A 24,070-nucleotide genomic window follows, 5' to 3' on the forward strand; every position below is an offset into this window, starting at 1 on the left:
CAAGCGTCAGGGAGCTGGTGCAGTGCCGGCGTCGTAGGTGGCGCGGGCGGTGGTGATGTCGGCTCGGTGGCGTTCCGCCCAGCCGACGAGCCCGGTGAGGGTTGCGTGGAGTTCGCGGGCCATGGGCGTGAGGCTGTATTCCACCTTGGGTGGCACGGTGGGGTAGACGGTCCGGATGAGCAGGCCGTCGCGTTCCAGCTTGCGCAGGTTCAGGGTGAGCATTCGCCGGCTGATGCCTGTGATGGTGCGTTCCAACTCGGTGAACCGGATGGGTCCATGTGCGGCGGCGACGAGGATTCCGATGCTCCATTTGCCCGCGACGTGGTCGAGGACCTCGGTGAGCGGGCACGCCTCGTTGCTGACCTGGCCGGACACATCGGTGTGACTGCGTGACATGAAAGTGCCTCCTTCCGCCGCGCGTCATGGTTACAGACGATGACTGCTGTAACAAGTCGTGCACCATTGGAAGGGGTTCCCGTGCGGCGAACCAACTCATCAGCACAGACATCGCGTTGGACGGCACTGGCCGTGCTCTGCGCCGGGCAGTTGATGGTCATCCTCGACGGGACCGTCGTGAACGTGGCGCTGCCGACCATCCAGCAGGACCTCGGTTTCTCCTCGTCGGGCCTGGCCTGGGTGGTCAACGCCTATCTCGTCCCCTTCGGTGGCCTGCTGCTGCTTGCCGGACGGCTCGGCGACCTCATCGGGCGCAAGCGCGTCTTCGTCGCCGGCCTGGGCATCTTCACGACTGCCTCGCTGCTGTGCGGTGTGTCCCAGGACCCGGCGATGCTGCTCGCCTCTCGCTTCGCCCAGGGCATCGGGGGCGCGGTGACCTCTGCCGTCACGCTCGGCATGGTCGTAACTCTGTTCCCGCTGCCGAAGGAGCGGGCCAAGGCCATCGGTGTCTACAGCTTCGTCCAGTCCGCCGGCGGCTCGATGGGCCTCCTCGCCGGCGGCGCCCTGACGCAGACCATCAGCTGGCACTGGATCTTCTTCGTCAACGTCCCGATCGGCATCGCGGCCGCCACGATGGCCGCACGCGTACTCGCGTCCGAGCACGGTGTCGGCCTCGACAAGGGGACTGACGCCGTGGGCGCGCTCCTGGTCACCTCCGCACTGATGCTCAGCGTCTACACGATCGTCGAGACGACGAACTACGGCTGGACTTCGGCGCACACGCTGAGCTTCGGCGCCGTGACACTCGCCCTGCTTCTGGCATTCGTCGCCCGCCAGGCGAAGGCGAGTCACCCGCTCCTGCCGCTGCGTGTGTTCCGGTCGCACAACGTCTCGGGGGCGATGGGCATCCAGGCCCTCATGGTGGCCGGCATGTTCAGCTTCCAGTTCCTGTGTGTCCTCTACCTGCAGAGGGTGCTCGGCTTCGACGAGATACACACCGGCCTCGGCATCTTCCCGGTCTCGGTCGCGATCGGCGCGCTGTCCCTCGGCCTCTCGCCCAAGCTGATCGCGCGCTTCGGCCCCCGTGCCGTACTCCTGCCAGGACTCGCCCTCATCACGACGGGTCTCGCCGCGCTGGGCCGCGTACCGGCAGACGGGAGCTACATCGTGAACGTCCTGCCCGCGCTGCTGCCGCTCGGCATCGGCTTCGGTCTAGCGATGCCGTCGCTGGCCACACTTGCGATGTCGGCGGCTACGCCCCAGGACTCGGGGATCGCCTCCGGCATGTTCAACACCATGCAGCAGATCGGCAGCGCGTTCAGCCTTGCGGTCCTCAGTGCGCTGGCCACCTCACACACGGATGCCCTGCTGGGCCACGGCGCAAGCACCGCCTCGGCACTCACGGGTGGTTACCAGCTTGCCTTCCGTATCGGCTCGGGCCTCGTCGCCGTCGCTCTCCTCCTCTCCGCCACCCTGCTGCGATCCTCCGCCACGGCACATCCTCCGGCGGCCGAGACGAAGCCGGTCGCCGAGAACGCCGCTCGCTGACGGACTGGAACGGCTCAGCGCCGACTGCTGCCGGACCATGGCCCCCGCGGGTGGCATGTGCGCGGGCAAGAGCCCCGTCGGCCTGGGCGGAAGCCTCGTAGCGGACAAGCTTCGCCGGTGCACCGAACGTCGCCGTGTCTGCGTCGAATTCTTCATCGCCCTCTCCGCTGCGATCATCACCAGTCGCACCCCCGTCCGTAGTGGGTAGAAGATCGGGGGGCTGAGGGGGGTGTGCAATGGATGCAGCACAGCGAGCGATGGCTACGGCGCAGAGTGCGGGCAAGGCGCGGAAGAAGCGTGTGCGCCGGGTGTCGCCCGGGTGGACTCGGATTCTGGGCGTTCTGCTGATCGTGGTGTCCGTGATCTCGGCAGCGCTTTGCTACCTCGCGTTCACCCAGTGGCTGCCCTCCGACCGTGAGCGCTTCCGGGACTTCCAGGCCGCCCGGCCGTGTCCCGCTCATGCGACCGATCAGGTCCGGGCGGAGACGGACTGCCTGGGCACCTGGCAGTACACCGTCGAGAAGACGGTGATCAAGCACGGCGGGAAGAGCTCTACGTATCAGGCCACCATCAAGGGCGGACCCTCCTCGCACAGAGTCGTGGACTTCGGTGACCCGGATCCGCTCCTGGAGACACTGAAACCCGGCGACAAAGTCACCGGCACCATCTGGCGCGGCACCATCGTGGTGCTCAGAAAGGACGGCGTCCGGCAGAACACCTCCAGAGCGCCCCGCGACGAGCTTCAGATGAACGCCGGCCTGGGGCTGGCAGCAGGGCTTCTCGCGGGCCTGACGTTCGTCTTCGGCGCGGTGCGCATGGTCAGGCCCCGTACTCTCGCGCCCTTCACCTGGGAACCGTACGGACGGCGGATGGCCTTCACCATCGCCGGCGTCTGCATCGGGGTGGGGCTCCTGACGGTGTGGACCGGGATTCCCTGGCCGACCGTGCCTGCCGTGGCCATACCGGTCGTGGTGTGCGTGGCGGTAGTGATGTACCGCAGCCTGCGGAGGGGCGCCGAAGGCCGGACGTGACGCGACTGCGCCAACGCACCTCGTTTCGGGACCTCGACATTTAGGCTCAGGGTTCATGATCCTGCTGAGCGATCCCCGAGTGATCAACATCCCGGTGCAGGACTGTGGCGAGCCACTCGTGGAGATCACGTCGTTCCGGGAGATCTCGCTCGACGCGCGGGAACGGGATGAAGCCGGCGCATACGGCCGGGTCAGGATCGGCGTACTCGAGCGTCTGAGCCTGGCCTCCCGGCACCTTTCCGACGGCGTCGGGTTCCTCGTCATCGAAGGTCACCGCAGCAGTGCCGAGCAGAGCCGTCGGTTCGCCCTTCAGGAAGACCGTCTCCGCCGATACGGCATCACCGACCCCGCCGAACTGCGGCGCCGCGCCAGCGCCTTCGTCTCCCCCTTGGAAGTGGCCCCGCATTGCGCAGGCGCGGCGCTCGACCTGACGCTCATTGATGCCCAGGGCGTCGAGCTGGACATGGGTGGCCCCGTCAACGGCCACCGGACCGGAGACGATGAACACTGCCCAATGGACACTCCAGGGATCTCGAGCACAGCACGCCGCAATCGCGATCTCCTGGCCCAGGCCATGAGGAGCGCGGGATTCATCAACTACCCCACCGAGTGGTGGCACTGGTCCTACGGCGACCGCTATTGGGCACTGATCACCAAGGCCGATAACGCCATCTACGGACCGCGTTGACCCGTTTGGCCAACTCGTGGCGAGCGCGGACCGCGGTCTGCGAACCGCCGACATCTCCTCCTCTCCAACCTAGCTTTTGCGTGCCGTGAAGCGGGCCAACTCCCATGGGTCGTGTGCGCTGAACACCGTGACCTCATCCGCGTGGTTGCGGCGGAGGGTGCGCAGTCGGTCTCGGGTCGCGTCGTGAGCTGTGACGTCGGTCTGTGCTCCCAATTGGACCGGTTCGAGGACGGGATGGGAACAGGGCGGTGTGTGCTCGAGTTCGCCGTGATACATGTACGCGTCGCCCGCGTGCAGCAGCCACCGTCCGTCGCTGTCGCGCACGGCGACACCCGCGTGTCCTGCCGAGTGACCAGGCAGCGGCACCAGCAGCAACTCGCTTGTCAGCCCCTGGGGTTGCGACAGGCCAGAGAAGCCGTACCACTCCGCGCGGTCCGCGGCCCGTGCAGGTGTGAGGCGCGGGTTGTGCGCCCGGTGTGCCGGCATGAAGCGGTCGAGGCTGTGCCGGTGGTGCGCTGCCGTGGGGTCGGTGACGGCCCGGTACTCGTCGGGGTGGACGTGTACTTGGGTGTGAGGGAAGTCCGGCAGTCCGCCCGTGTGGTCGCGGTGCAGGTGGGTGAGCACGATGTGCCGCACGTCCTGAGGCGCGTACCCGAGGTCTGCGACTTGGCGCAGCGCGCTCTCCTCGGGGTTGAGCGCGGGCTGGGCGTACGCGACCCAGTCCGCGCCCAGCGACCGGTCGGGGTGTTGGAGGTCGGCGGTGCCGATGCCCGTATCGACCAGGATCAGTCCGTCCGAGTCCGTCTCGATGAGCAAGCAATGGCAGGCAACAGCAACGGCAACGGCCCGTTCACGATTCGCGGCTCCGACCGGAAATTCGTCGCCGACCGGAAGTTCGTCGCCGACCGGAAGTTCGTCGTCGAGCGGTGGAATCTCGCGGAGAGAACCGCAGTTGAGGTGATGGATACGCACAAGGCCCCCTGGAGGCGAGCTGGTGGGGTGTTCTCGACCGACGTTAGGAGTGGCCTTCGTGACTCACCAAACCGTTGGACACACACCAGCCGGTGATCAGGGCGGCCCGCTGGCCGACTGTCCGGACAGCGCCCTCGTTCCGCCCGGCCATGAACCGCATTGCCCAATCGACATCACCCTCGCCGCACTGGGCGGCCGGTGGACGCCGCTGGTGGTCCGCGAGTTCCTACGTCGCGATCAGGCCTCATACTCCGAGCTGTCCGCCGCCCTGCCCGCCCTCTCGGACAAGGTTCTCTCGGACCGGCTGGCCCAATTGACTCGCGCGGGAATCATCGAGCGTCACCGCACTCCGGGCTGGCCTCCCCGTGTCCGTTACGTTCTGACCAGCCAGGGCCGGGCGCTGGAACCGGTGGTGCGCAGCATGTGGGAGTGGGGCACTGCGCGACGGGACGCCCTCGGGCAGTCGCCAGACTCGCCGAGCACGGCCTGATCCTCCTCTCAGCCCGACGGTTCAACGGCCTGACTCTTCTCTCGGCCCGACAGTTCACACACCTTGGCACGTTCTGTCATCCAGGCATATGTTGCCGGGTACGGCCGTCGTGGCGGGAATCGTCCGGCGGCGCATCCCGCCATCGAGGAGTGCGCATCGACATGTCTCGTACCCATCTGGTGACCGGAGCCGCCTCCGGTATAGGGAAGGCCACCGTGGAGCGGTTGCGTGGCGCGGGGCACCGGGTCATCGGCGCCGACCTCAAGGGCACCGACATCTCGGCCGACCTCGCCACCCCCGAAGGGCGAGCCGAACTGGCCGAGCAGGCTGCCGAGTTGACGGGCGGACGGCTCGACGCCGTGATCGCCTGCGCCGGTCTGTCCCAGTTCAACCCGCTCACCGTGCGGGTCAACTGCTTCGGCGCCTTCGCGACCCTCACCGGGCTCCGCCCGCTGCTCGCCGCCGGTACCGATCCGCGTGCCGTCGTGATCTCCTCGGTCGCCTCCGTGCACCCCGCCGACCAGGCCATCGTCGACGCCGTGCTCGCCGATGACGAGGACGCCGCCGTCGCCGCCGCCCAGGCCGCCGCCGACCGGGGCGAGGGCCACATGATCTACGGCTCGTCCAAGCAGGCCGTCGCCCGCTGGCTGCGCCGCACCGCCGTCAGCGAGGAGTGGGCGGGCGCGGGTATCCCGCTCAACGCCATCGCACCCGGCACCATCGTCACGCCCATGACCCAGCCGATGCTGGACGACCCCAAGATGCGGGCCGTCGTCGACGCCAGCGTGCCCATGCCGCTGCACGGGCACGCCACGCCCGAGCAGGTAGCGCCGCTGCTGGAGTGGCTGACCTCGCCGGAGAACACACATGTCACCGGACAGGTCGTCTTCATCGACGGCGGCGCCGACGCGGTGCTGCGTGGGGACGGTGCCTGGTGACTCTCGCACAGCACACCCTGACGCGTTCCGTCGTGCTCCCGGCCGCCCCCGCCGACGTCTGGTCGGTGATCGGTGACTTCCACCGGCTCGGCCACTGGCACCCGTACGTACCCGAGTCCACCGTCGACACCGACGACCCGGACGTCCGGGTGTTCAGCGTCGAGGGCAAGGTGGTCGCCCGGGAGAAGCTGCTCGGGTCCGGCTCCGAGGGCCACACCTCCTACACGTACACCGTCCTCGACCCGATGCTGCCGATCACCGACTACGTGGCCACCCTCGCCGTTCGGCCGCACGGCGAGGGCTCCGAGGTCGTCTGGTCGGCCCGGTATCGGGCCACCGAGGAGACTGCGGTCCAGGTCGAGGCGGTCTTCGGTGACGGTACGTACGGCACGGGACTGGCAGCGCTGCAGGCGAAGTTCGGCTGAGCCGCCCGGGTGTCGGTCGGCCGGGATACCCCGGCCGGCCGTACCCACCACCGTGGCCATACCCGTCCGGTCGTGCGCGGCGGGAGCGATGTACGCGGCCTACGGAAACCAGCCGAAGCCGGCCGGCACGCGCAGCCAGTACACGCCACCAGCCGTCACGACGGCCTCCGCCCACCAGAGCACCTGCCGCCCCGCCCCTCCACACCGGCCGACGGCATCCGCTGACATGCCGTCTATGGCGTAATGAGCCGCTCAGCCGGCGGTTCACGTCATCTTGTGCGGAGGCGTTGAAGGGCGCGCGGGCAGCGGGAAGGGCGTGGCGGGACGGGTCATGGGCGAGGCGAGCGTGGACCGGTCGGAGGGTTTCGGCGAGCGGCTGCTCGGCGTGCTGCTGGACAGGGCACAGCTGATGTCGCCGCAGTTGATCGCGCCGCTGATCGCTGAGGAGGTCGCCAGGATCGGCGGCCGCGACGTCTCCATCCTGCTCCAGGACTACGCGCAGGAGTTGCTGGTGCCTCTGCCGGGGCGGAAGCTGCACGTCGGCCAGCCCCAGCCGGTGGCCGACTCCTCCGCCGGACGGGCCTTCCTTCTCGCCGATGTCGTCGAGGTTCCGCAGGCCCATGGCGGCGTGCGGATGTATCTGCCGCTGCTGGACGGCAGTGACCACGTCGGTGTGCTGGTCCTGACCCTGGACACGGTCGGCGACGACGACCGGCGGCTGCTGCGCCGGCTCGCCGGGCTGGTCGCGGACATGCTGATCACCAAGAACGCCTACACCGACCAGTTCTTCCAGGCCCGGCGCCGGGAGCCGATGAGCCTGTCCGCGGAGATGCAGTGGAGCCTGCTGCCGCCTCTGGCGATGTCCGTGCCGCAGGTCGAGGTGGCCGGCATCCTCGAACCCGCGTACCGCGTGGCCGGTGACAGTTTCGACTACGCCCTCAACGACAGCATCCTGCACATGGCTGTCATCGACGCGATGGGCCACGGCCTGGACGCCGCCACGATGGCGACCGTCGCCATCGGCGCCTACCGCCATGCCCGGCGCGTGTTCGTCAGCCTGGAGGAGAAGTACGCGTTCATGGACAGCGCCGTCTCCCGGCAGTTCGGGCCCGACCACTTCGTCACGGCGCAGCTGATGCATCTCAACATCGCCAACGGTGAGCTGGAGATGGTCAACGCGGGCCATCCCGCGCCGCTGCTGATCCGTGACGGCCGGGTCGTACGGCAGCTGGACAGTGCGACGACACTGCCCGTCGGATTCGGAGGTGAGCTGCCCCAGATCAGACAGCACGTGCTCCGACCGGGCGACCGGGTGTTGTGTTACACCGACGGCATCATCGAGGAACACATCGCCGGCGGAGAGCCGTTCGGGGAGGACCGCCTCATCCAGTGCGTCAACCGCCTCGCGGAGGAGCCGCCCGGCCGGGTGCGGGCGGACGTGAGCCGGCTCTCTCGTGCGCTGAAGGCCGAACGGGGCGGGAGCACCAGCGACGACGCCACCCTGTTCATGATCGAGTGGCACGGGGGCGCCGCCGACCACCTCGCGGTCGTCGACTGAGCGACCCGTTCTGGGGCGCCGTGTCCGTGGCGCACGGCATCGCCGATCACCAGCGCACCGGCAGTCGGCTCAGCCCGCGCAGCAGGCTGGGGCGCCAGTCGGGCGTGGGGTCGCCCTCGACGGCCAGGTCGGGGAAGCGGTCGAGGAGTGCGCGGAGCGCGAGGTTCGCTTCGAGGCGGGCGAGTGGCGCGCCGAGGCAGTGGTGGATGCCGTGGCCGAACGCGAGGTGGGAGCGGGTCAGTGCCGGGTCCCGGTGGATGTCGAAGCGTTCCGGGTCGGGGAAGCGGGCGGGGTCGCGGTTGGCGGAGGCGAGGGAGATGACCACGCGCGCGCCCTTGGGGATGTGGGTGCCGGCGATGGTGACGGGTTCGGCGGTGTAGCGGTAGGTGCCGGCCGGGGTGGGCGGTTCGAAGCGCAGTGTCTCCTCCACGGCGTTGTCCACCAGGGCCCCGTCGGCGCGCAGGGCGGCGAGCTGGGCGGGGTGGGTGAGCAGGAGATGGACGGCGTTGGCGATGAGGTTGACCGTCGTCTCATGCCCGGCGACGAGCAACAGGAAGGCCATGCCGATCAGTTCCTCGTCGGTGAGGTGGTCGGTGTCCTCGGCGTGGTCACCGTCCTTGTTGTGGTGGCCGCCCTCGTCGTGGTCGCCGTCCTTGTTGTGGTCGCCGCCCTTGTTGTGGTCGCCGCCCTCGGCGTGGTCGCCGCCCTCGGCGTGGTCTCCCTTGTTGTGGTCACCGCCCTCGGCGTTGGCCCGCACGAGTGCGTGCAGCAGATCGCCTTCCGCGGCGTCCTCGACGTGGCGCTTCTCCTCGATCAGGCCGGCGAGGTAGACCGCCATCTCCTGGGCAGCCAGGCCCGAGGTCTCCGGTTCGCCGATGGCGAGGATCTTCGCGGTCCAGGCCCGGAAGGTGTCGTGGTCGACGCCGGGGACACCGAGCAGTTCGCAGATGACGGTCAGCGGCAGGGGGAAGGCAAAGGCGTCGATGAGGTCGGCGCGGCCCAACGGGCCCATGGCGTCCAGGAGTTCGTCCGCAGCCTCCTGGACGCGCGCCCGCAACGCCTTGATGCGGCGCGCGGTGAACTCGCGCGCCACCAGCGAACGCAGCCGGGTGTGGTCGGGCGGGTCGGTCTGCAGCATGTTGCGGCCAATGGAGTACAAGCCATCGCTGTCGTACTCGGCCGAGTGCCGGACGTCGTGGCACATCCGCGCGTCCGCGAGGGCGGCTCGGGCCTCCTCGTGGCCGAGGATCATCCACGCGGTGTCCCCGGTCGGGAAGCGGACGTGGTGGACGGGTCCCTCGGCGCGCAGGGCGCGGAAGGCCGAGTAGGGGTCGACGGCGAAGTCTGCGGTCCAGGCCGCCAGTTCCTCGGTGTGCTGAACGGGCGGCTCGGCTGACGGTTGACCGGACGGCTGAGCAGGCATGGAGAACTCCTCTGAAGTGGGGACTACTCCCCGTTTCATCGTCCGGGCGACCCTAACAGGAACCGGGGACCGCTCCCCAGACCCTGTACGGTTCGGTACGTGAGAAAGGACGCGCAGCGCAACCGCGAGCTGGTGCTCGCCTCCGCCCGACAGGTGTACGCCGAGCAGGGCGTCGAGGCCCCCCTCGACGTGATCGCCCGCCGCGCCGGCGTCGGCAACGCCACCCTCTACCGCCGCTTCCCCGACCGGGCCGCCCTGATCGAAGCCGTCTTCCACGCGACGCTGAGCGCCGTGATCGACGCCGGCGAGGAGGCACGTCAGGCCGAGGACCCCTGGGCCGGCCTGAGCGCCTACCTCGACCGCGTCTTCACCGTGCTCGCCGCCGACCGGGGCGCCAACGACCTCATGACGACAGGCATCCAAGGCGTACCGACCCTGGAACGCCTGCACGTCCACAATGCCGAGACCCACCGCGTGCTCCTGGAGCGCTGCCACCACCAAGGCCTCGTACGCACGGACGTCGTCACCGAGGACCTGCTGCTCACCCTCGCCGCACTAGGCCGCGCCGCACCCGCACTGGAGACAGCCGTCCCCGGCTCATGGCGCCGCCCACTCGCGCTCCTCCTCGACGGCCTACGCGCCGAGGGCGCCCACACTCTGCCCACGGACCCGCTCACGGCGGACCAACTAGCGTCAGTCCTGGGCGAGATGAACCATCCCCGGAACTGACGCCGGCCTGTCACCGATGGAGGTCGCTCCCCACACTCGCCCGCACGGCAGGCCTGTAGGTTCACGATCATGAAACCGTCGAACGACAGCATCACCGACCAGGCCCCGGCCGATCCGGCCGCCACAGAGGACATGCTGGCCAACCAGCCCATCGGCTATTGGAGCGGTCTCGTCCATGAGGCTGTCACTCGGCATCTGCGTGACGCCATGGCCAGGATCGATGTCACCCAACCCCAGTACTGGGTCCTCAACCGGGTCAACGCCGGCCCCACGACGCCGAGCCGCGAAGAGGTCATCGCCCAACTGACTCCCCTGGCGGACGGGCCACATGAAATCGCCCGCGTCATCGACCAGTTGCTCCACCGCGGCTGGCTACGGAGCGACACCGGAAAGGACCTGCACCTCACCGACGCCGGGGAGGCTGCCAGAGTCCGGCTGCGCGCGATCGCCACGGAGCTGCGCGCTGACGTCCACAGAGGCATCAGCGACGAGGAGTACGTGGCCGCGCTCAAGGTGCTACGCCGAATGCTCGCCAACGTCGAGGCACCGGGCGAGTCCTAGCCGCTTCGTCACCGTAGGCCTGCGACCGTGGTGTGGGTGGTGCCGCGTGTGCTGGGGGCTGAGTCTCCCGTTAGCCCGGCGGCCGATGGCAGGGCGCGTGGGTTGGTCCGCCGTGCCGGCTTGGTCCCGAGGAGAGGTGCCGCGCAGAAACGGACGCACGGGAGGCGATGTGGAACCCGACCAGCCAGACACCTCGCGGCACGCGACGGAAACCCCGTCGAGGCTGGGGCGCAGAACCTTCCTGGAAGCCTGCGCCGGCGCGGGACTTGCCACAGCCACGGCAACCGCCTGCGCCCCCTCCTCCTCAGCCCGTGACACCGCCCGGGCGGCCGCCTCTCACCTGCCCGAGGCGGAACGGGAACTCACCGGGACGGCCGACTGGCGCATCCGGTCGCGCGGCGCCGACATGGCCATCGTCGGTTACGCGGACCAGGTGAGCGTGACCCCGGGCGAGGAAGTCGGTCTGCACGTCTCCACGACCGCGCCGTCCTTCCGCGTCTCGGCCTTCCGCGTCGGCTGGTACGGCGGAACCCAGGCCAGACTCGTCTGGTCGTCCAAGCGCATCAGGGGCCGCGTCCAGCCCGAATCCCGTCTCCTGTCCGGCACCCGCACGATCCGCACCCAGTGGCCGCGCACGACGGCTTTCAGCACAGAGGGATGGCCGGAGGGCGCGTACCTGCTGCGTCTGGACACCGAGGACGGCCACCAGCGCTACATCCCGCTCATCGTCCGTTCCACGCAGGTCAAGGGCCGTACGGTCCTGATGCACGCCCCCGCCACCTGGCAGGCGTACAACCACTGGGGTGGCTACAGCCTCTACGCGGGGCCCTCCGGCGATTACGACAACAGGTCCCTCGCCGTCAGTTTCGACCGGCCCTACGACGCGGACGGCGCGGAGAAGTTCAGGGTGTACGAGCGGGCGGCGGTCGTCCTGGCCGAACGGCTCGGCATCCCGCTCGCCTACACCACCGGGATGGACGTGCACCGCGACCCGAACCTCCTGCACGGGGCGACCGCCGTCATCTGCCTCGGCCACGACGAATACTGGACCCCTCAGCAACGTCAGCACGTCACGAGCGCCCGCGACGCCGGCACCAACGTGGCCTTCCTCGGAGCCAACACCTGCTTCCGCCGGGTCCGCCTGGAGCAGGACGGGTCACGGACCGACCGACAGGTGGTCTGCTACAAGTCGTCCTTCCAGTCCGACCCCTCCTACTCGAAGCAACCCGCCCTGGTGACCACCGACTTCCGTGAATCTCCGGCACCCGACCCGGAGTCGTCCCTGACGGGAGTCCTGTACGAGGGCTACCCGACGGACGCGCCGTACGTCGTCCACTCGGCGAACCACTGGCTCTACGAGGGAACGGGCACGCGCGCCGGCGAGGGCTTCGACCATCTGGTCGGCGTGGAGTACGACCGCGTCACCCCTGAAGCGCCCACCCCGGAACGACTGGAGATCACGGCCCACTCCCCCTTGACGTGCAAGGGCAAGCGCAGCCACGCCGATTCGGCCTACTACACGCTCCCCAGTGGCGCCGGCGTATTCGCGACCGGCACCATGCGCTGGGTCGAAGGCCTGATGGCAGGCACCCCCGACGGAGGCCGCTCCCACGGCATGGACACCCGCACCCGCAACTTCGTCACCCGCACAACAGAGAACCTGTTCCGCGCCTTCGCCGAGGGCCCGGCCGCCCGCCACCGACCAGCACCGCGAGGCAATGTGACGGAGGTGTACAAGCCGACGCGTGACAGCAATCTCGCGGGCCGTTGACCCATGCGGGACCGAGGCACATGGTCAGTGGGTGACCGCGTCCGGGTCGTCGAGTTCGTGCAGGCCCGCCGGGTTCTCGTCGGCCAGGATCTCTCCCGTCGCCGTGACGAAGCGCTGGGCGTGGCCTCGGTGGACGCACAGGAGTTGGGTGCGGGTGGCGGTTCGGTCGCGGTGTACGGCCAGGGCCGGGCCGTATTTGCTGTTGTGGGACGGGAGTTCGGCATCCGCCGTCCAATTGGTACCGTCGAAGGAGGACCACCAGAGTTGTTGGCGGGCGGGGTCTCGGTGGACGCAGATCAGTTTGCCGTCGAATTCGCCGAGGCCGATGTTGCTGCGGGTGCGGTGACCCGGCAATGCGCCCTCTGAGGTCCAGGTTGTGCCTCGCAGGTGGCTCCAGTGGATCGCGCCGTCCTTGGGGTTGCTGTGGAGCAGGTGCAGTGCGCCGTCGTACACCGCCAGTGCCGGGGACCTCGTCGTGGCGCCGCCGGGGACGGGTGTGGGGGTGGTCCAGGTGTGGCCGTCCTGGCTGGTGGTGGTCATGATCTGCTGGCCGGCTTCGGCATAGGCGAGGTGCAGGGTGTCCTGGTAGACGGCCAGCGCCGGGCCGTAGACACTCTCGGCGTACGGGATCGGCTGGTCCGGGCTCCAGGTGCTGCCGTCGTACGAGGTCAGGGCCATGCCCCAGGAGCCCGAGCCGCCACGGTGTGCGCAGTACAGCCGGTCCTTGTACACCGCCAGGGCCGGGCTGCCCAGAGTGTGGTGGGAGGGGAAAGGCTGGTCGTCGGTCCAGCTGCCGTCCGCGTGGTGGGCGGTCCACCACAGGGCGGGGTCGTCGCCCTCGCCCTGGTACACGCAGTACAGGTCGTCGCGGAAGACGGCCAGGGCCGGTGTCTCGGAGGCGTAGCGGGAGGTCAGGGGGCGTTCCGTTCCCCAGCCCGCGCCCGGCTCGTACACACTGAACCACAGGCCGGTCTCGCGTGGCGGGGCGTCGAGGGCGGTGGGAGCGAGGAGGGTGGGGGCGGACCACGGTGAGACGAGTTCGCAGCCGGCGCCCTGGGCCGTCGCCCGGATCCGATCGGCGCGTGCGGGCAGTCGTGCGGCGACGGCTTCGGCGACGTCGGCGGGGAGGGCTCCGGCGAGCACATCCCTCAACAGGCCAGGGAACGCGGTGGTGGCGGGGGGTGTGAGGTGGTCTACGGAGCGTTGGTCGAGACGCAGCGCGAAGCCCCAGTCCAGCAGGCGGACGGAGGCGGCCGCCCCCAGCTCCGCGAGTTCCTTGGCCGCTTGTTCTGCCCGGTGGACGGCCTGCGGCGAAGGGGCTGGTGCCGTGCTGTTGTGCCGCCCGGGGGCGGTGCCTTCGATCGTCATGGTGTCTCCCTGCGTGCTGGGTCGTGGCCCGGACGGATCGGTACGTCGACGAGAGCCGCCCCGAGCCGGACATGGACGTTGATGCGCTTCACACGTCGTACGGCAGCGGGTTGATCCGGTCGCCGACGCTGATCGTCCCGCCGCGCACCACCTCGGCCCGTAGCCCGCCGCGGTGCAGCAGGCCACGGATCAGGCCGGGGCGTACCAACTGTTCGAGGCGGGCGCAGGGTTCGCTGAGTTTGAGTCCGCGCAGGATCACCGCGCCGATCTGGAACTGCCGGTCCACCAGCGGGTTGAGCCGGATGTCGCGGCAGACCAGGTTGCGGCGGCATTCGGCGGGGGTGAGTGTGATGCCGTGTTCGTGGGCCAGGGCGTCGAGGGCCTCGGCCTCGATGAGGGTGACGTCGCAGACCCCGGACGCCCGGCCCTGCCCCCGACGCCGGGGTCTGGGGCCTTCGCCGGCCCAGTAGTTGCGGTCCCCCTCCAGGCCTCGGCCGGTGACCGCGCCGGCCTGCACGACCTCGTACGTCGGATCACCAGTACGCGCGGCGAGGTGCAGGGAGGTGACCCGGCCGGATGCGGTGGGCGGCGGGTTCTGTGCCACGGGCGGTTCACCCCTTCAGGAAGTGCTCCGTGAGGGAGCGGAGCGTGCGGAACTGGTCCACGTCGATCTGGTCGAGCTGCAGTTCCCGGCCGATGAGGTCTTCGAGGAGCAGGACGAACTCCATGAAGCCCAGCGAGTCGATCAGCCTGTTCTCGATCAGGTCGAAGTCTTCCGGGATGTCCTCGACGGTCGGGTTGCGTTCGCGCAGCCAGTCCACGAGCGGCTGGGTGACGGCGTCGGCGTCCATGTCATCTCTCCTGGATCCGGTGCGGCACTGGGGACTTGCGCGTGTGCGATGCGGTGTGGAGGGCGCGGGCGCTCTCGTACTCCTGGCGGATCCGGGCCACGGTGACGGCTGCCGGGTGCGGGGCGGTGACGCGGGTGCAGGACCGGCCGCAGTACATGGCCATCTCCTCGATACGTCCGGTGGTGCCGGCGCCCGGGGCCGCCGCGCTGTAGCGGGGTACGGGGTACGGCCGGCCGTCCACCCGGGTGGTGGCGATGAAGGTGGCCGGGGCGCGATCCGCCGTGGTGGTAAGGGAGTTGCGCAGGACGCGGTGCGGGCGGTGTGGCCAGCCGATCTCGAAGAGGGAGGTGATGAGGGTGTCCTCGGCCACCGCCTCGACCACGCGCCGTTTGAAGTCCGGGTGCGCGGTGGATTCCACGGTCGGGACGAACAGGGTTCCGGCCATGGCTCCGTCCGCGCCGCGAGCCACTGCGTCGGCGAGGTCCTCGCCGGTGGCGATCCCGCCGGCGACGGCGAGGACGGCGTGCGGGTGGCGGGCTCGGACAGCGGCGAGCACGGAGTCCACGGGCTGCGCGCCTAGCAAGTGGCCGCCGGCTTCGGTGCCTTGGAGCACCAGGGCGTCCGCTCCCCGCGCGAGGGCGGTGTCGGCATCGGGGACGGTGCCCACCTGGACCACGAGCGGGTGTCCGGTGGCCCGCACGGCGTCGAACACGTCGGCCTCGGGGAGTCCGAAGGCGGTGACGAAGCCGTTGCGGGGCAGTTCGGGCAGGACGGCCCGGAGTTGGTCCAGGCAGCCGGCCGGTCCGGTGACCTCGGGAATCACGTTCACCCCGAACGGGCGGCCGCCAACGGCAGCCGCCACCTGCCGGACCAGCCGGACGGCCCGTGCGGGCGGTTCCCTGTACAGGGCGAGGGTGCCGCCCGCCCCGGCCCGGGACACTTCGGCGCACAGGGCGGGACCGGCGACCGCGCCCATTCCGGCTTGCAGCAAAGGCAGTTCGAGCCCGAGCAGCGTGGCCAGCCGGGTCACGCGCGCTCCCCCGCCCGCCGTACCGCGTGGTGCGCGGCGGCCAGGTCCCCGTCGAAGAGTTCATTCAGGGCGTGCACCCAGCGTTCCAGGCCGAAGGCGACGCAACCGGTGAAGGCGGGACGGCCCGCGTGGCCGATCGCGCGGCGCTCACCGAAGAAGTTGCGGTGGTTGTTGGTGGAGGCGATGGCGGTGCCGTCGGTGTGGAGGTACTCCTCCTTGACCGGGGCGAGCAGCTGCATGACGGTGCGGGCGCCGTCCTTCTGGAAGAAGGGGTCGGTGGCGGGCTGCCGGTCCAGCGTGAGGCCGAGCGACGCACCGAACGCGAGGATCCGCTCCCGGTGCCGGTCGAGGTGGGCCCGTACGGCTTCGGCGGAGCCGACGCATACGATCTCCCGCATAGTGAAGCCCCAGAGCCTGCGCAGTCCGTCGTGGTGGTCCTCGTTGCGGAAGCACTGCGCGCGGGTGCTGATCAGTACGGGGGTGTCGGCGGTGGTGCCGGTGAGGTGCACGAAGCAGCCGTAACAGGCTGCGGAGGGCAGGAGGTGGGTGGCGTCGGCGAGGTCGGCGGCGGGCAACGCACTGGCCTCGGAGGGGGCCGCCGCGTGATCGGCCAGGCGGTCGGCCCGGATCCGGGTGACCGGGCTGCCCAGGTGCGGGAAATTGCGGAAGTAGTCGAGGGTCCGCAGGTCGTCGGCGCGTAACAGCGGTGGGTAGCTCTGCTGACGGGCTCCGGTCTCGGTGCCCCAGCGGGTGAACACCGCGTCCAGGGCGTCCTTCAGTACGACGGCCGGTTCGTCGAGGGTGACCAGTCCGTCCCGTACCGACCAGCTGTTTCCGGTCTCCCTGATGGTCACGTGGTCGGTGTCAGGCATCGAACACCCCGATCCGGCGGAAGAACCCGTTCGTCTTATGGAGGACCTTGGCGTGGGCGGCCTGCCGCGCTGGGTGGGCGAGCAGGCGTCCACGCAGGGCGAGCCCGTCGGGGAGGCCGGCGTCGCGGTAGACGGCGGGGTTGTAGAAGGACGCGATGCTGGTGGTGAGGTAGCGGCCGAGGTAGATTCGCAGGTCGTCCCGGGCGGCGTCGTCGAGACCGGCGTCGAGGAGGCGCTCCCACAGCAGTTGCACCAGGCGGCAGCCGAAGGCGATGTGCCGGGACTCGTCCTGGTGGTGCAGCCTGTTGATGTGCCGGATGGTCGGGTGCAACCTGCCGTCGGCGGCCAGGTGCACGTTGTAGTGGTCGACGATCTGCTCGAAGATCAGGATCCGGGCGAAGACGAGGAAGTTCTCGACCGCCGGGTCACGCGGGGCCTCGGGCAGTTTGATCGACTTGTCGGGGTAGATCTTGCCGGCGTACTTGAGGCAGAAGGTGGCGAAGAACCACATGTGGTCGTTCTCCTCACCGACGAAGTGGTGGAAGAACTCGGAGGGCAGCTCGAAGCCGGGCATGTGGATGCGCCGGGTGACCTCGATGAGCAGTTCGCGGATGCCGTGCACGTTGAGGCTGTAGAAGTTGACGCTCTCCCACCGGCTCAGGGCATGGAGCTGGGCGGGGCTCAGCTCGTCCATGACGTCCGTGCCGTGTACAGAGAGCAGTTCGGGGGACATCCACAGCCCGTCGGCGGGGATCTCGGGCGGCCAGTCGAAGGTGGTGAACGGGTTGTAGTAGTCCGCGGTGGCCTTGTCGGAGAGCCGGTCGAGCAGTGCTTTGAACTCCGCGTCGGTGGTGGTGTCGGCGGCCTTGCCGGGCGGGCTGCTCTGGGGGCGCTGGGTGCTCTGGGTGCTCTGGGTGCTCTGGGTGCTCATGAGCGTCCGCCCTTCCATCGCACGCCCGACAGCAGGGCCCGGTGGAGTTCTGGGGTGGAAGCGGCCACGCAGGACTGCTGGTTGGTGATGCCGAGGTCGGTCAGGACGGTGTCGCCGAGTGGCTGTCCGTAGGCGTCGGTGACGACCGCTCCGGCCCGTTCGGCGAGGAAGACGGCCGCCGCGATGTCGTACGGGAAAAGGTGCAGGACCCGGCCGTTGCCGACGCGTTCGAACTCGGGCAGGAGCGCCGGGTCGTCGCGCAGGAGGCGGTTGCCGATGTCCACGTAGGCGTCGAGCTGGCCGGTGAGGAGCCGGGAGATCGACCAGGTGGCGCTGTTGAAGACGAAGACTCCGCCGGTGTTGGCCGAGAGGTCGATGAGGTGGCCGTAGGCCTCGGTCATCAGGCCTGCTGGGTGGCCGTTGAACTCCAGGGACCAGAACATCCGCGCGGGGTCGGTGGTGCTGGTCAGCGCGGGGACGGGGTGGTCGTAGCCGTGCGCGGTGATGCCGGGTGTGGCGAGGTCTCCGTAGAGGTAGGCGCCCGTGCCCAGTTCCATCAGCAGCGCGTGTTCGACGTCGGCGATGCGCGGGCGGTCGCTCATGCGGGCGACCGCGACGGAGACGGTGGCGGATTCCAGGCCGGCGACGGCGGGTCTGGTGCCGTCGATGGGGTCGACGACCAGCAAGTGGGCCGGGTCCGCTCCGTGGTACTGGAGTCCGCGGTCCTCGGAGTAGACGGCGACGGGCAGGTCGTGGCCGACGACGTACTTCCAGACGGTGGCTTCGGCTACCTCGTCAAGCCCGAACTGGGCGTCCCCGCCCGGCGAATGGCCGCGTACGAGCCGGCTGCCGTTCTGGTACTGGGCGGCGAGTACGGCTTCGCGGACGGCGCCGGCGAGGCCGGTCACGTAGGCGCGCATGGCCTCGGCGTGTGCGGGGTCGTCGTACGTGGGGGCGGTCATGCGGTGGCCTCCTCGGCGGCGTACATGAAGGCGGTCATGCGCCGGCCTCCTCGGCGAAGAGTGCGTCGAGCCGGTCGCAGAGCAGATCGGCCTCCGCGCGGGTGAGGATGAGCGGCGGCCGGATCTTGATCACGTTGCCACGGCCGTAGCGGGAGGTGCGCAGGATCAGGCCGTGGTCCATGCCGCGCCGGGCCAGGGCCTGGGCCCGATCGCTGTGCGGGCGCCCTTCGTCGTCGCCGATCTCGATGCCGATCATCAGGCCGAGACCGCGTACGTCCACGACACAGGGGTGCCGGGCGGCCAGCGCGCGCAGCCGTTCCATGATGTGGGCGCCGACCTCCCGGACGTTCTCCAGGAAGCCGGGGCGGCCGATCACGTCGAGGGTGGCGACCGCCGCGGCGGCGGCGAGGATGTTGCCGCCGTAGGTGAAGGAGTGGTGGTCGCTGCTGAGTCCGGACATCCGCTCGTCCGCGACGATGGCCGCGACCTGCGCACCGGAGCCGCCGAGGCCCTTGGCGGTGGTCAGGATGTCGGGCTGGACCCCGTAGTGCTCGGCGGCGAACATCCGGCCGACCCTGCCGATGCCGGTCTGGATCTCGTCGAAGATGAGGACGATGCCCCGTTCGTCGCACAGGGCGCGCAGCGCGGGCAGGTATCCGTCGGGCGGCACGATGTTGCCGCCGCTGCCGGAGACCGGCTCGACGACGATGCAGGCGACGCTGCCCGAACTGGCGTGGTCGAGGAAGTCGTTGATGTTCTCGACGCACAACATGCCGCAGCTGTCGGGACCGGCCTGACGGTAGAAGCAGCGCAGGCAGTACGGGTCGGGGACCTGGAGCACACCCGGCATCAGGTGCGGGAAGGGGGACTTCCGGAAGGACTCGCCCGACATGGAGGTCGTCATCATGGTCTGGCCGTGGTGGCTGCGGAACAGGGTGACGACGTCGCGCCGGCCGGTGGCGATCTGCGCCATCTTGACCGCGCCCTCGTTGGCGGTGGAGCCGCCCGACACCTTGAGGTGCACCTTGGTCAGGTTCGGCGGGGTGACTTCGACGAGCCGCCGGACCAGTTCGTTGATGGGGGCCGTCTGGAACGTCGAGGTGGTGTGCACCAGCCGTTCGGCCTGGTCACGCATGGCCTTGACCACTTCGGGGTGCCCGTAGCCGAGGCTGAGGTTGAAGGTGCCGGACGCGCAGTCGAGGTACTCGTTGCCCTCGGTGTCGTACAGGTGGACGCCCTCGCCGTGGTCCATCTCGTACTCGGTGACCGGGTAGTACAGGTGGTTCTGTACGTAGCTCAGGGCTTCGCCCCGGACATTGCCGTGGGCGCCGGTTCCCGCGTCGCCACGGGATTCGCTGTGGGGGTCGCGCTGGGCACGTATCAGGTCGGCCATGTGTCTCCTGTCGGCTTCCGTCCCGCGGACAGGACGGACGGCGCATGATGATTTCTCCGGGCAGCGGAGCAGAAGGTTCAACCCGAGGAATTCTGGTCCGGAATTCACACGTCCAGAACAAAGGTGTAGGCGGCGTCCCAGCCCTCCGGTGTCTCCCGTACATCCATCAGGCATTCCGGCCGGAAATACTTGTCGAGGTGGTTTCTGCGTTCGCCGGGGAAATACAGCATCGTGGTCAGTACGGTGCCGCCCGGCGGCTGCACTTTCACGTGCACGTGCCGCGTCCGGCCCGGGTACATGGCCGGCAGTACGGTTTCCAGCCGCCACTGTCCGTCGGCGTCCGCGAACTGGTGGCCGCGCAGCCGGAAACCGTCGTCGTCGTAGACCCCCTCGTCCCCGACCTGCCAGAAGTCGAGCAGGGTGCCACCGATCGGCTTGCCTTCGAGGCTGCGCACCGAGCCGTGCAGGAGCATCGGGGTGCCCCCTTCCACATCGCCCCGGAAGCTGGTCCGTGAGGGAGTGTCGGGCTTGTAGAACGGGCCCTCGCGCAACGCGGGCGTGGGCGGAGTCCCATTGCAGCGAACGGTCGGGGTGATCGCCTTCAGGACATCTTCCGGACTTCCGTTCGCCATAGCGGAATTCTCCTTTGCTGAAGGATCATCTTTCGCTTTGCCTCAGGCAGGCTAGCTCGCGCTTCCGACGTTGAGAAGAGAGCCCTGGGTCACCTATTCGCCATTCTTTTGGCTTAGCAGCGCACGTTGGCTTATGCGGGCTGGGGTGACATATGAGGCCTGGCCTTATGTGGGCTGGACTGGGATTGCTCAGCGACGCAGCCGCGCGGCAACGCTCAGTACCCGTCGGCTGCGGCCCGGTGCAGCGCGGCGCGGGCGCGGGCGAAGTAGGCAGGGTCGGGCGGTGCGGTGAGGATGTCCGCGAGCGCGAAGAGGTCCAGGGTCCGGCTGATCCGCAGCCAGTCGTCCGGCAGCCGACCGTTCCCGCCACGGAACCCGTCGACGAAGCCGGCGGCGAACGCGGGCGGGTACTCGTGGGAGAAGCGCAGCATGTTCCCGACGTCGAAGAGCGGGGAGCCGCTGAAGGCAAGCTCCCAGTCGAGCACGGCGGCCACCTCCCACCTCCCCGCGCGCCGCTCGACGAGGAGGTTCTTCGGGTTGAAGTCGCAGTGCACCAGGCTGCGTTCACCCGCCACGGCAGCGAGCACCTGGGGTCCTTGCCTGGCCAGGTCGCCGAGTACGGCGGCGTCCGCGCTGTCCAGAGGCCCGTTCGCCGCGGCCGTGGCCAGACAGCGGTCGACGAACCCGGGCAGGTCGCCGAGCGGGGCCGCGCCGTCCGGATCCGGAACCAGAGATGAGTCGCCGAAGGCGCCCGAGCGAGGCAGCCTGACCTCGCCGATCCGCGCCAGGACCGCGCCGACGGCCCGGCCGAGGTCGCGGGCCTCACCGCTCGCCGGGCCGTCCGCGAGAACCTGGCTGAGCGGGAGCCCGTCCACGAACCGATAGAGCAGGGTGGGCCGGCCGGTGGCCCGGCCATGGGGATCGGCCGCCACCACCGCGGTTACGGGGACGGTGCGGGACGCCGCCCGGCCGAGGACGGCGACCTCAACGGCGCAGGTGTTACGCGGGACGCGGCCGCCGCCGGGCCTGTGGCGGCGCAGCACGTAGCGCTCTATGTCCGACGCTCCGGCGGGCCGGGCCCGGAGCAGGGTCATGTCGTTGGTGAACCCGCCGGGCAGCGGCTCCACCTCGTACAGGCGGGCTCCGGGCAGGGCGTGCCGGGTCAGCCAGGTGTGCGTGGCCGGGTCGAGGAGGCCCACCGGTTCGGGGCGCGTCACATCGGCCAGGCTGCCCGGCCCGGGGCCCTCCTCATGCATACGTTCCCCCCGATGGCCCAGCGCCGGAGCGCTGCCGATGCCTCGCGTGCTTCGCGGCGGCGGCAGCCTCGGCCGCGAGCACCAGTCCGCCGGCCGGACCGGCGAGCCCGCCGAGCTGTGCCGGGACCACGAAGTCCTCGGCCGCGTGCTCGGGCAGCCCGGGATATCCGGCCAGCGTCGCGGACAGTTCGGCGCGGAGCAGCGGGAAGAGTCCGGAGAGTTCGGCGACCCCTCCGCCGATGACGATCCGCTGGGGCGCGGTCGTGTAGACGATGTTGCGCAGCCCAGCGGCCAGGTAGGCCACCTCAAGGCGTAACGCCTCACGCAGTGCGTCGCCGGCAAGTTCCTCGGCCGGTGTCCCCCAGCGGGCGCCCATCGCCTCGCCGCCGGCCAGACCCTCCCAGCAGTCGCTGTGGTACGGGCAGGAGCCCGGAAAGGTGTCGCCGGCGATACGCGGCACGGTGAGGTGACCCATCTCGGTGTGGACCAGGCCCCTGACCACCTTGCCGCCGATCACCGCGCCGCCACCGATGCCGGTGCCGACGGTGAGATAGACGTACGTGTCCAGGCCCCGCGCCGCACCCCAGCGGCCCTCGCCCAGGGCGGCGCCGTTGACGTCGGTGTCGATGCCCACGGGCACGCCGAGCGCGGCGGCGACGGGACCGGCGACGTCCACACCGGACCAGCCGGGCTTGGGGGTGGCGGCGAGGTGGCCGAACTCCGCGTGGCCTGGCCGTAGTTCGAGGGGGCCGAAGGAGGCGATGCCGACCGCGTCCAACGGCCCGGTCACCGCGATCCGCTCCTGGAAGAAGTCGATGGCCCGGGTCAGGGTGGGGGCAGGTTCCCCCGTCGGGAACCGGATCTCGGCCTCGATCCGGTCGGGGGCCGAACCGATCAGGCAGACGAACTTGGTTCCGCCGGACTCGATCGCCCCGAGTCGAGGCGCGCTCACGCGTCCACCGGCCAGCCGTCGGCGCCGGCGGGGCCGGGGTGCGAGCGGATGACTACTTTCAGGGCGTCGTAGCGGGGGGATGGTGCGGGTGCGGTGTCACTGTCAGCCGCCTCGGGCCCGTCGGCGGCGTTGCCCTGGGCCAGTCCGCCGAGTGCCGTGAAGGCGTCCCCGTACCGTTCGAGCGGGAACTCGTGGGTCACGAGGCGCTCCAGGAATGATGCGCCGCCTTGGCCAACTCCCGTACTCGTAGCGGGCTTTGATTGGCCGACGAACTCGGCGGCCAGGTCAACGGCGACCGCGAAGGTGTCGGCCCGGTAGTCACCGGCGCCGATCAGCCGGATGCCCCGGTTGGTGAGCTGGAGCGGGCGCAGCGGCGTGGCGTAGGTGTCGTCGAAGCCCATCACCACGATCCGGCCGCCGTCGTCGATGAGCCGCAGGGCCGCGTCCAGGCCGACCCCGGTGGTGTCGAAGACGACGGAGGGGCGTTCGCCACCGGACGCCTTGACCACGGCTTCGGCCGCGTCCGTTCCGGTCACGTCCACGACATGCGCGAACTGTTCGCGTGCCAACTCCCGCCGATAGACGTCTGGTTCAGCGACGGTGACCCGGCGCGCGTGGCGGGCCGCGACCATCGCGGTCAGCATCCCGATCGGGCCCGAGCCGAGCACCACCACGGTGTCGTCGAAGGAGACGGCTGCGGCCTCGACGTTGTTCAGGACGCAGGCGAGTGGTTCGATCAGGACCGCGCTGCGGAAGGAGAGCCCGGCGGGGACCCGTACGACGAAACGTTCCGGCAAGGTCACGGCCTCCGCGTACGTGCCGTCGCGGTCGACGCCGATCTCGGTCCCGGTCTTGTGGCGGCAGTGGTTGGTCGCTCCCCTGCTGCACGGGGTGCACCAGCCGCAGTACAGCGTGGGGTTGACCACCACGCGGTCGCCGACCGCGACGGAACGCACCTGTGGCCCGGTCTCCCGCACCACGCCCACCGACTCGTGCCCGAGCACGACGCCCGGCCGGGCCGGGAACTTGCCGAGCAGGATCTTGCGGTCCGTTCCGCAGACCCCCGTACCGACGACCTCGACCACGACATCGTCACCGTTCACGAGCCGTGCGGCGGGCCGGTCCTGTAACTCTGCGGAGCCCGGACCCAGATAGACGAGAGCGCGCACGAAGCCTCCCCATCGAAGTTGGGAGGGCGACGCTAACCCAGCGGAACGCGACCGGACATGGCGCCTCTGAGCCACATCGCGCCTCACGGCCGAAACGGCCCGCCGCCGGTTCCTCCTGGCCGGG

At 69.8% G+C, this 24,070-nt stretch carries 26 protein-coding genes and 1 pseudogene; 12 read left to right on the top strand and 15 right to left on the bottom strand.

From position 1 onward, the window contains the following. Positions 1 to 6 precede the first annotated feature (6 nt). Positions 7 to 396 carry a helix-turn-helix domain-containing protein gene (locus ABZ893_RS29100; protein ID WP_361409366.1) on the bottom strand — a complete coding sequence of 130 codons (390 nt, stop codon included), beginning with the start codon at positions 394 to 396 and terminating at the stop codon, positions 7 to 9. 39 nt (positions 397 to 435) lie between these two features. Here ABZ893_RS29100 and ABZ893_RS29105 point away from each other — a divergent pair, with 39 nt between their 5' ends. The 4 genes and pseudogenes from ABZ893_RS29105 (at position 436) to ABZ893_RS29120 (ending at position 3,663) form a co-directional block, all read left to right on the top strand. Further along, complete coding sequence (locus tag ABZ893_RS29105) at positions 436 to 1,944, top strand: MFS transporter (protein WP_361409369.1); 1,509 nt, start codon at positions 436 to 438, stop codon at positions 1,942 to 1,944. A 106-nt stretch (positions 1,945 to 2,050) separates the two neighbouring features. Next, a pseudogene (locus ABZ893_RS29110) lies at positions 2,051 to 2,152 on the top strand (IS5/IS1182 family transposase); the annotation flags it as partial. A 28-nt stretch (positions 2,153 to 2,180) separates the two neighbouring features. Continuing rightward, positions 2,181 to 2,975 carry a hypothetical protein gene (locus ABZ893_RS29115; protein ID WP_361409372.1) on the top strand — a complete coding sequence of 265 codons (795 nt, stop codon included), beginning with the start codon at positions 2,181 to 2,183 and terminating at the stop codon, positions 2,973 to 2,975. 55 nt (positions 2,976 to 3,030) lie between these two features. Next, positions 3,031 to 3,663: a M15 family metallopeptidase gene (locus tag ABZ893_RS29120; RefSeq protein ID WP_361409375.1), complete on the top strand. Its 633-nt coding sequence runs from the start codon at positions 3,031 to 3,033 to the stop codon at positions 3,661 to 3,663. 69 nt (positions 3,664 to 3,732) lie between these two features. Here ABZ893_RS29120 and ABZ893_RS29125 read toward each other — a convergent pair whose 3' ends face one another. Further along, a complete protein-coding gene (locus ABZ893_RS29125; RefSeq protein WP_361409378.1) occupies positions 3,733 to 4,479 on the bottom strand; it encodes an MBL fold metallo-hydrolase in 747 nt (248 codons plus the stop codon). Positions 4,480 to 4,482: 3 nt separating this feature from the next. Between ABZ893_RS29125 and ABZ893_RS29130 the strand changes: the two genes are divergently transcribed. The 5 genes from ABZ893_RS29130 (at position 4,483) to ABZ893_RS29150 (ending at position 8,046) form a co-directional block, all read left to right on the top strand. Then, positions 4,483 to 4,731, top strand: coding sequence for a hypothetical protein (locus ABZ893_RS29130; RefSeq protein WP_361409381.1), 249 nt, complete (start codon positions 4,483 to 4,485; stop codon positions 4,729 to 4,731). Continuing rightward, positions 4,694 to 5,125 (top strand): helix-turn-helix domain-containing protein, encoded by a 432-nt coding sequence (locus ABZ893_RS29135; RefSeq protein ID WP_361409384.1) that lies wholly within the window; start codon positions 4,694 to 4,696, stop codon positions 5,123 to 5,125. The genes ABZ893_RS29130 and ABZ893_RS29135 overlap by 38 nt, the downstream gene beginning before the upstream one ends. 161 nt (positions 5,126 to 5,286) lie before the next feature. Further along, the gene (locus ABZ893_RS29140) at positions 5,287 to 6,063 is read left to right on the top strand and encodes an SDR family oxidoreductase (RefSeq protein WP_361409387.1); all 777 of its coding nucleotides are present in this window, start codon (positions 5,287 to 5,289) and stop codon (positions 6,061 to 6,063) included. Continuing rightward, positions 6,060 to 6,488: an SRPBCC family protein gene (locus tag ABZ893_RS29145; protein WP_361409390.1), complete on the top strand. Its 429-nt coding sequence runs from the start codon at positions 6,060 to 6,062 to the stop codon at positions 6,486 to 6,488. Before ABZ893_RS29140 ends, ABZ893_RS29145 begins: the two co-directional genes overlap by 4 nt. A gap of 331 nt (positions 6,489 to 6,819) precedes the next feature. Next, positions 6,820 to 8,046 carry a PP2C family protein-serine/threonine phosphatase gene (locus ABZ893_RS29150; RefSeq protein WP_361409393.1) on the top strand — a complete coding sequence of 409 codons (1,227 nt, stop codon included), beginning with the start codon at positions 6,820 to 6,822 and terminating at the stop codon, positions 8,044 to 8,046. Between the two features lie 46 nt (positions 8,047 to 8,092). Here the strand turns inward: ABZ893_RS29150 and ABZ893_RS29155 are convergent, their stop codons facing one another. Further along, positions 8,093 to 9,469 (bottom strand): cytochrome P450, encoded by a 1,377-nt coding sequence (locus ABZ893_RS29155; RefSeq protein ID WP_361409396.1) that lies wholly within the window; start codon positions 9,467 to 9,469, stop codon positions 8,093 to 8,095. 99 nt (positions 9,470 to 9,568) lie between these two features. Between ABZ893_RS29155 and ABZ893_RS29160 the strand changes: the two genes are divergently transcribed. The 3 genes from ABZ893_RS29160 (at position 9,569) to ABZ893_RS29170 (ending at position 12,530) form a co-directional block, all read left to right on the top strand. Beyond that, the gene (locus ABZ893_RS29160; protein WP_361409398.1) at positions 9,569 to 10,198 is read left to right on the top strand and encodes a helix-turn-helix domain-containing protein; all 630 of its coding nucleotides are present in this window, start codon (positions 9,569 to 9,571) and stop codon (positions 10,196 to 10,198) included. 69 nt (positions 10,199 to 10,267) lie between these two features. Continuing rightward, complete coding sequence (locus ABZ893_RS29165; RefSeq protein WP_361409401.1) at positions 10,268 to 10,759, top strand: MarR family winged helix-turn-helix transcriptional regulator; 492 nt, start codon at positions 10,268 to 10,270, stop codon at positions 10,757 to 10,759. Between the two features lie 169 nt (positions 10,760 to 10,928). After that, complete coding sequence (locus ABZ893_RS29170) at positions 10,929 to 12,530, top strand: N,N-dimethylformamidase beta subunit family domain-containing protein (protein WP_361409404.1); 1,602 nt, start codon at positions 10,929 to 10,931, stop codon at positions 12,528 to 12,530. Between the two features lie 24 nt (positions 12,531 to 12,554). On the opposite strand, the gene ABZ893_RS29175 is transcribed toward ABZ893_RS29170, so the two are convergent. From ABZ893_RS29175 to ABZ893_RS29230, 12 genes are all read right to left on the bottom strand, one after another. Next, complete coding sequence (locus ABZ893_RS29175; RefSeq protein WP_361409407.1) at positions 12,555 to 13,898, bottom strand: sialidase family protein; 1,344 nt, start codon at positions 13,896 to 13,898, stop codon at positions 12,555 to 12,557. A gap of 88 nt (positions 13,899 to 13,986) precedes the next feature. After that, a complete protein-coding gene (locus ABZ893_RS29180; RefSeq protein ID WP_361409410.1) occupies positions 13,987 to 14,502 on the bottom strand; it encodes an MOSC domain-containing protein in 516 nt (171 codons plus the stop codon). Between the two features lie 7 nt (positions 14,503 to 14,509). After that, entirely contained in the window at positions 14,510 to 14,749 is a 240-nt protein-coding gene (locus ABZ893_RS29185; RefSeq protein WP_361409413.1) for an acyl carrier protein, read from the bottom strand. A 1-nt stretch (position 14,750) separates the two neighbouring features. After that, the gene (locus tag ABZ893_RS29190; protein WP_361409416.1) at positions 14,751 to 15,779 is read right to left on the bottom strand and encodes a nitronate monooxygenase; all 1,029 of its coding nucleotides are present in this window, start codon (positions 15,777 to 15,779) and stop codon (positions 14,751 to 14,753) included. Further along, positions 15,776 to 16,651 carry a hypothetical protein gene (locus ABZ893_RS29195; protein ID WP_361409419.1) on the bottom strand — a complete coding sequence of 292 codons (876 nt, stop codon included), beginning with the start codon at positions 16,649 to 16,651 and terminating at the stop codon, positions 15,776 to 15,778. The genes ABZ893_RS29190 and ABZ893_RS29195 overlap by 4 nt, the downstream gene beginning before the upstream one ends. After that, entirely contained in the window at positions 16,644 to 17,582 is a 939-nt protein-coding gene (locus ABZ893_RS29200) for a diiron oxygenase (protein ID WP_361409422.1), read from the bottom strand. Before ABZ893_RS29200 ends, ABZ893_RS29195 begins: the two co-directional genes overlap by 8 nt. Then, positions 17,579 to 18,544, bottom strand: coding sequence for an inositol monophosphatase family protein (locus tag ABZ893_RS29205; protein WP_361409425.1), 966 nt, complete (start codon positions 18,542 to 18,544; stop codon positions 17,579 to 17,581). The genes ABZ893_RS29200 and ABZ893_RS29205 overlap by 4 nt, the downstream gene beginning before the upstream one ends. Before the next feature lie 34 nt (positions 18,545 to 18,578). Beyond that, positions 18,579 to 19,937: an aspartate aminotransferase family protein gene (locus tag ABZ893_RS29210; protein ID WP_361409428.1), complete on the bottom strand. Its 1,359-nt coding sequence runs from the start codon at positions 19,935 to 19,937 to the stop codon at positions 18,579 to 18,581. 104 nt (positions 19,938 to 20,041) lie between these two features. Beyond that, positions 20,042 to 20,569 carry a hypothetical protein gene (locus ABZ893_RS29215; protein ID WP_361409431.1) on the bottom strand — a complete coding sequence of 176 codons (528 nt, stop codon included), beginning with the start codon at positions 20,567 to 20,569 and terminating at the stop codon, positions 20,042 to 20,044. A gap of 215 nt (positions 20,570 to 20,784) precedes the next feature. Then, positions 20,785 to 21,825 (bottom strand): phosphotransferase, encoded by a 1,041-nt coding sequence (locus ABZ893_RS29220; RefSeq protein ID WP_361409434.1) that lies wholly within the window; start codon positions 21,823 to 21,825, stop codon positions 20,785 to 20,787. Then, a complete protein-coding gene (locus tag ABZ893_RS29225) occupies positions 21,818 to 22,777 on the bottom strand; it encodes an ROK family protein (protein WP_361409437.1) in 960 nt (319 codons plus the stop codon). The genes ABZ893_RS29220 and ABZ893_RS29225 overlap by 8 nt, the downstream gene beginning before the upstream one ends. After that, positions 22,774 to 23,946, bottom strand: a complete 1,173-nt coding sequence (locus tag ABZ893_RS29230) for an alcohol dehydrogenase catalytic domain-containing protein (RefSeq protein ID WP_361409440.1) — start codon at positions 23,944 to 23,946, stop codon at positions 22,774 to 22,776. The genes ABZ893_RS29225 and ABZ893_RS29230 overlap by 4 nt, the downstream gene beginning before the upstream one ends. Positions 23,947 to 24,070 lie beyond the last annotated feature (124 nt).

It is taken from the genome of Streptomyces sp. NPDC046821, from assembly GCF_040645335.1.
Lineage (GTDB): Bacteria > Actinomycetota > Actinomycetes > Streptomycetales > Streptomycetaceae > Streptomyces.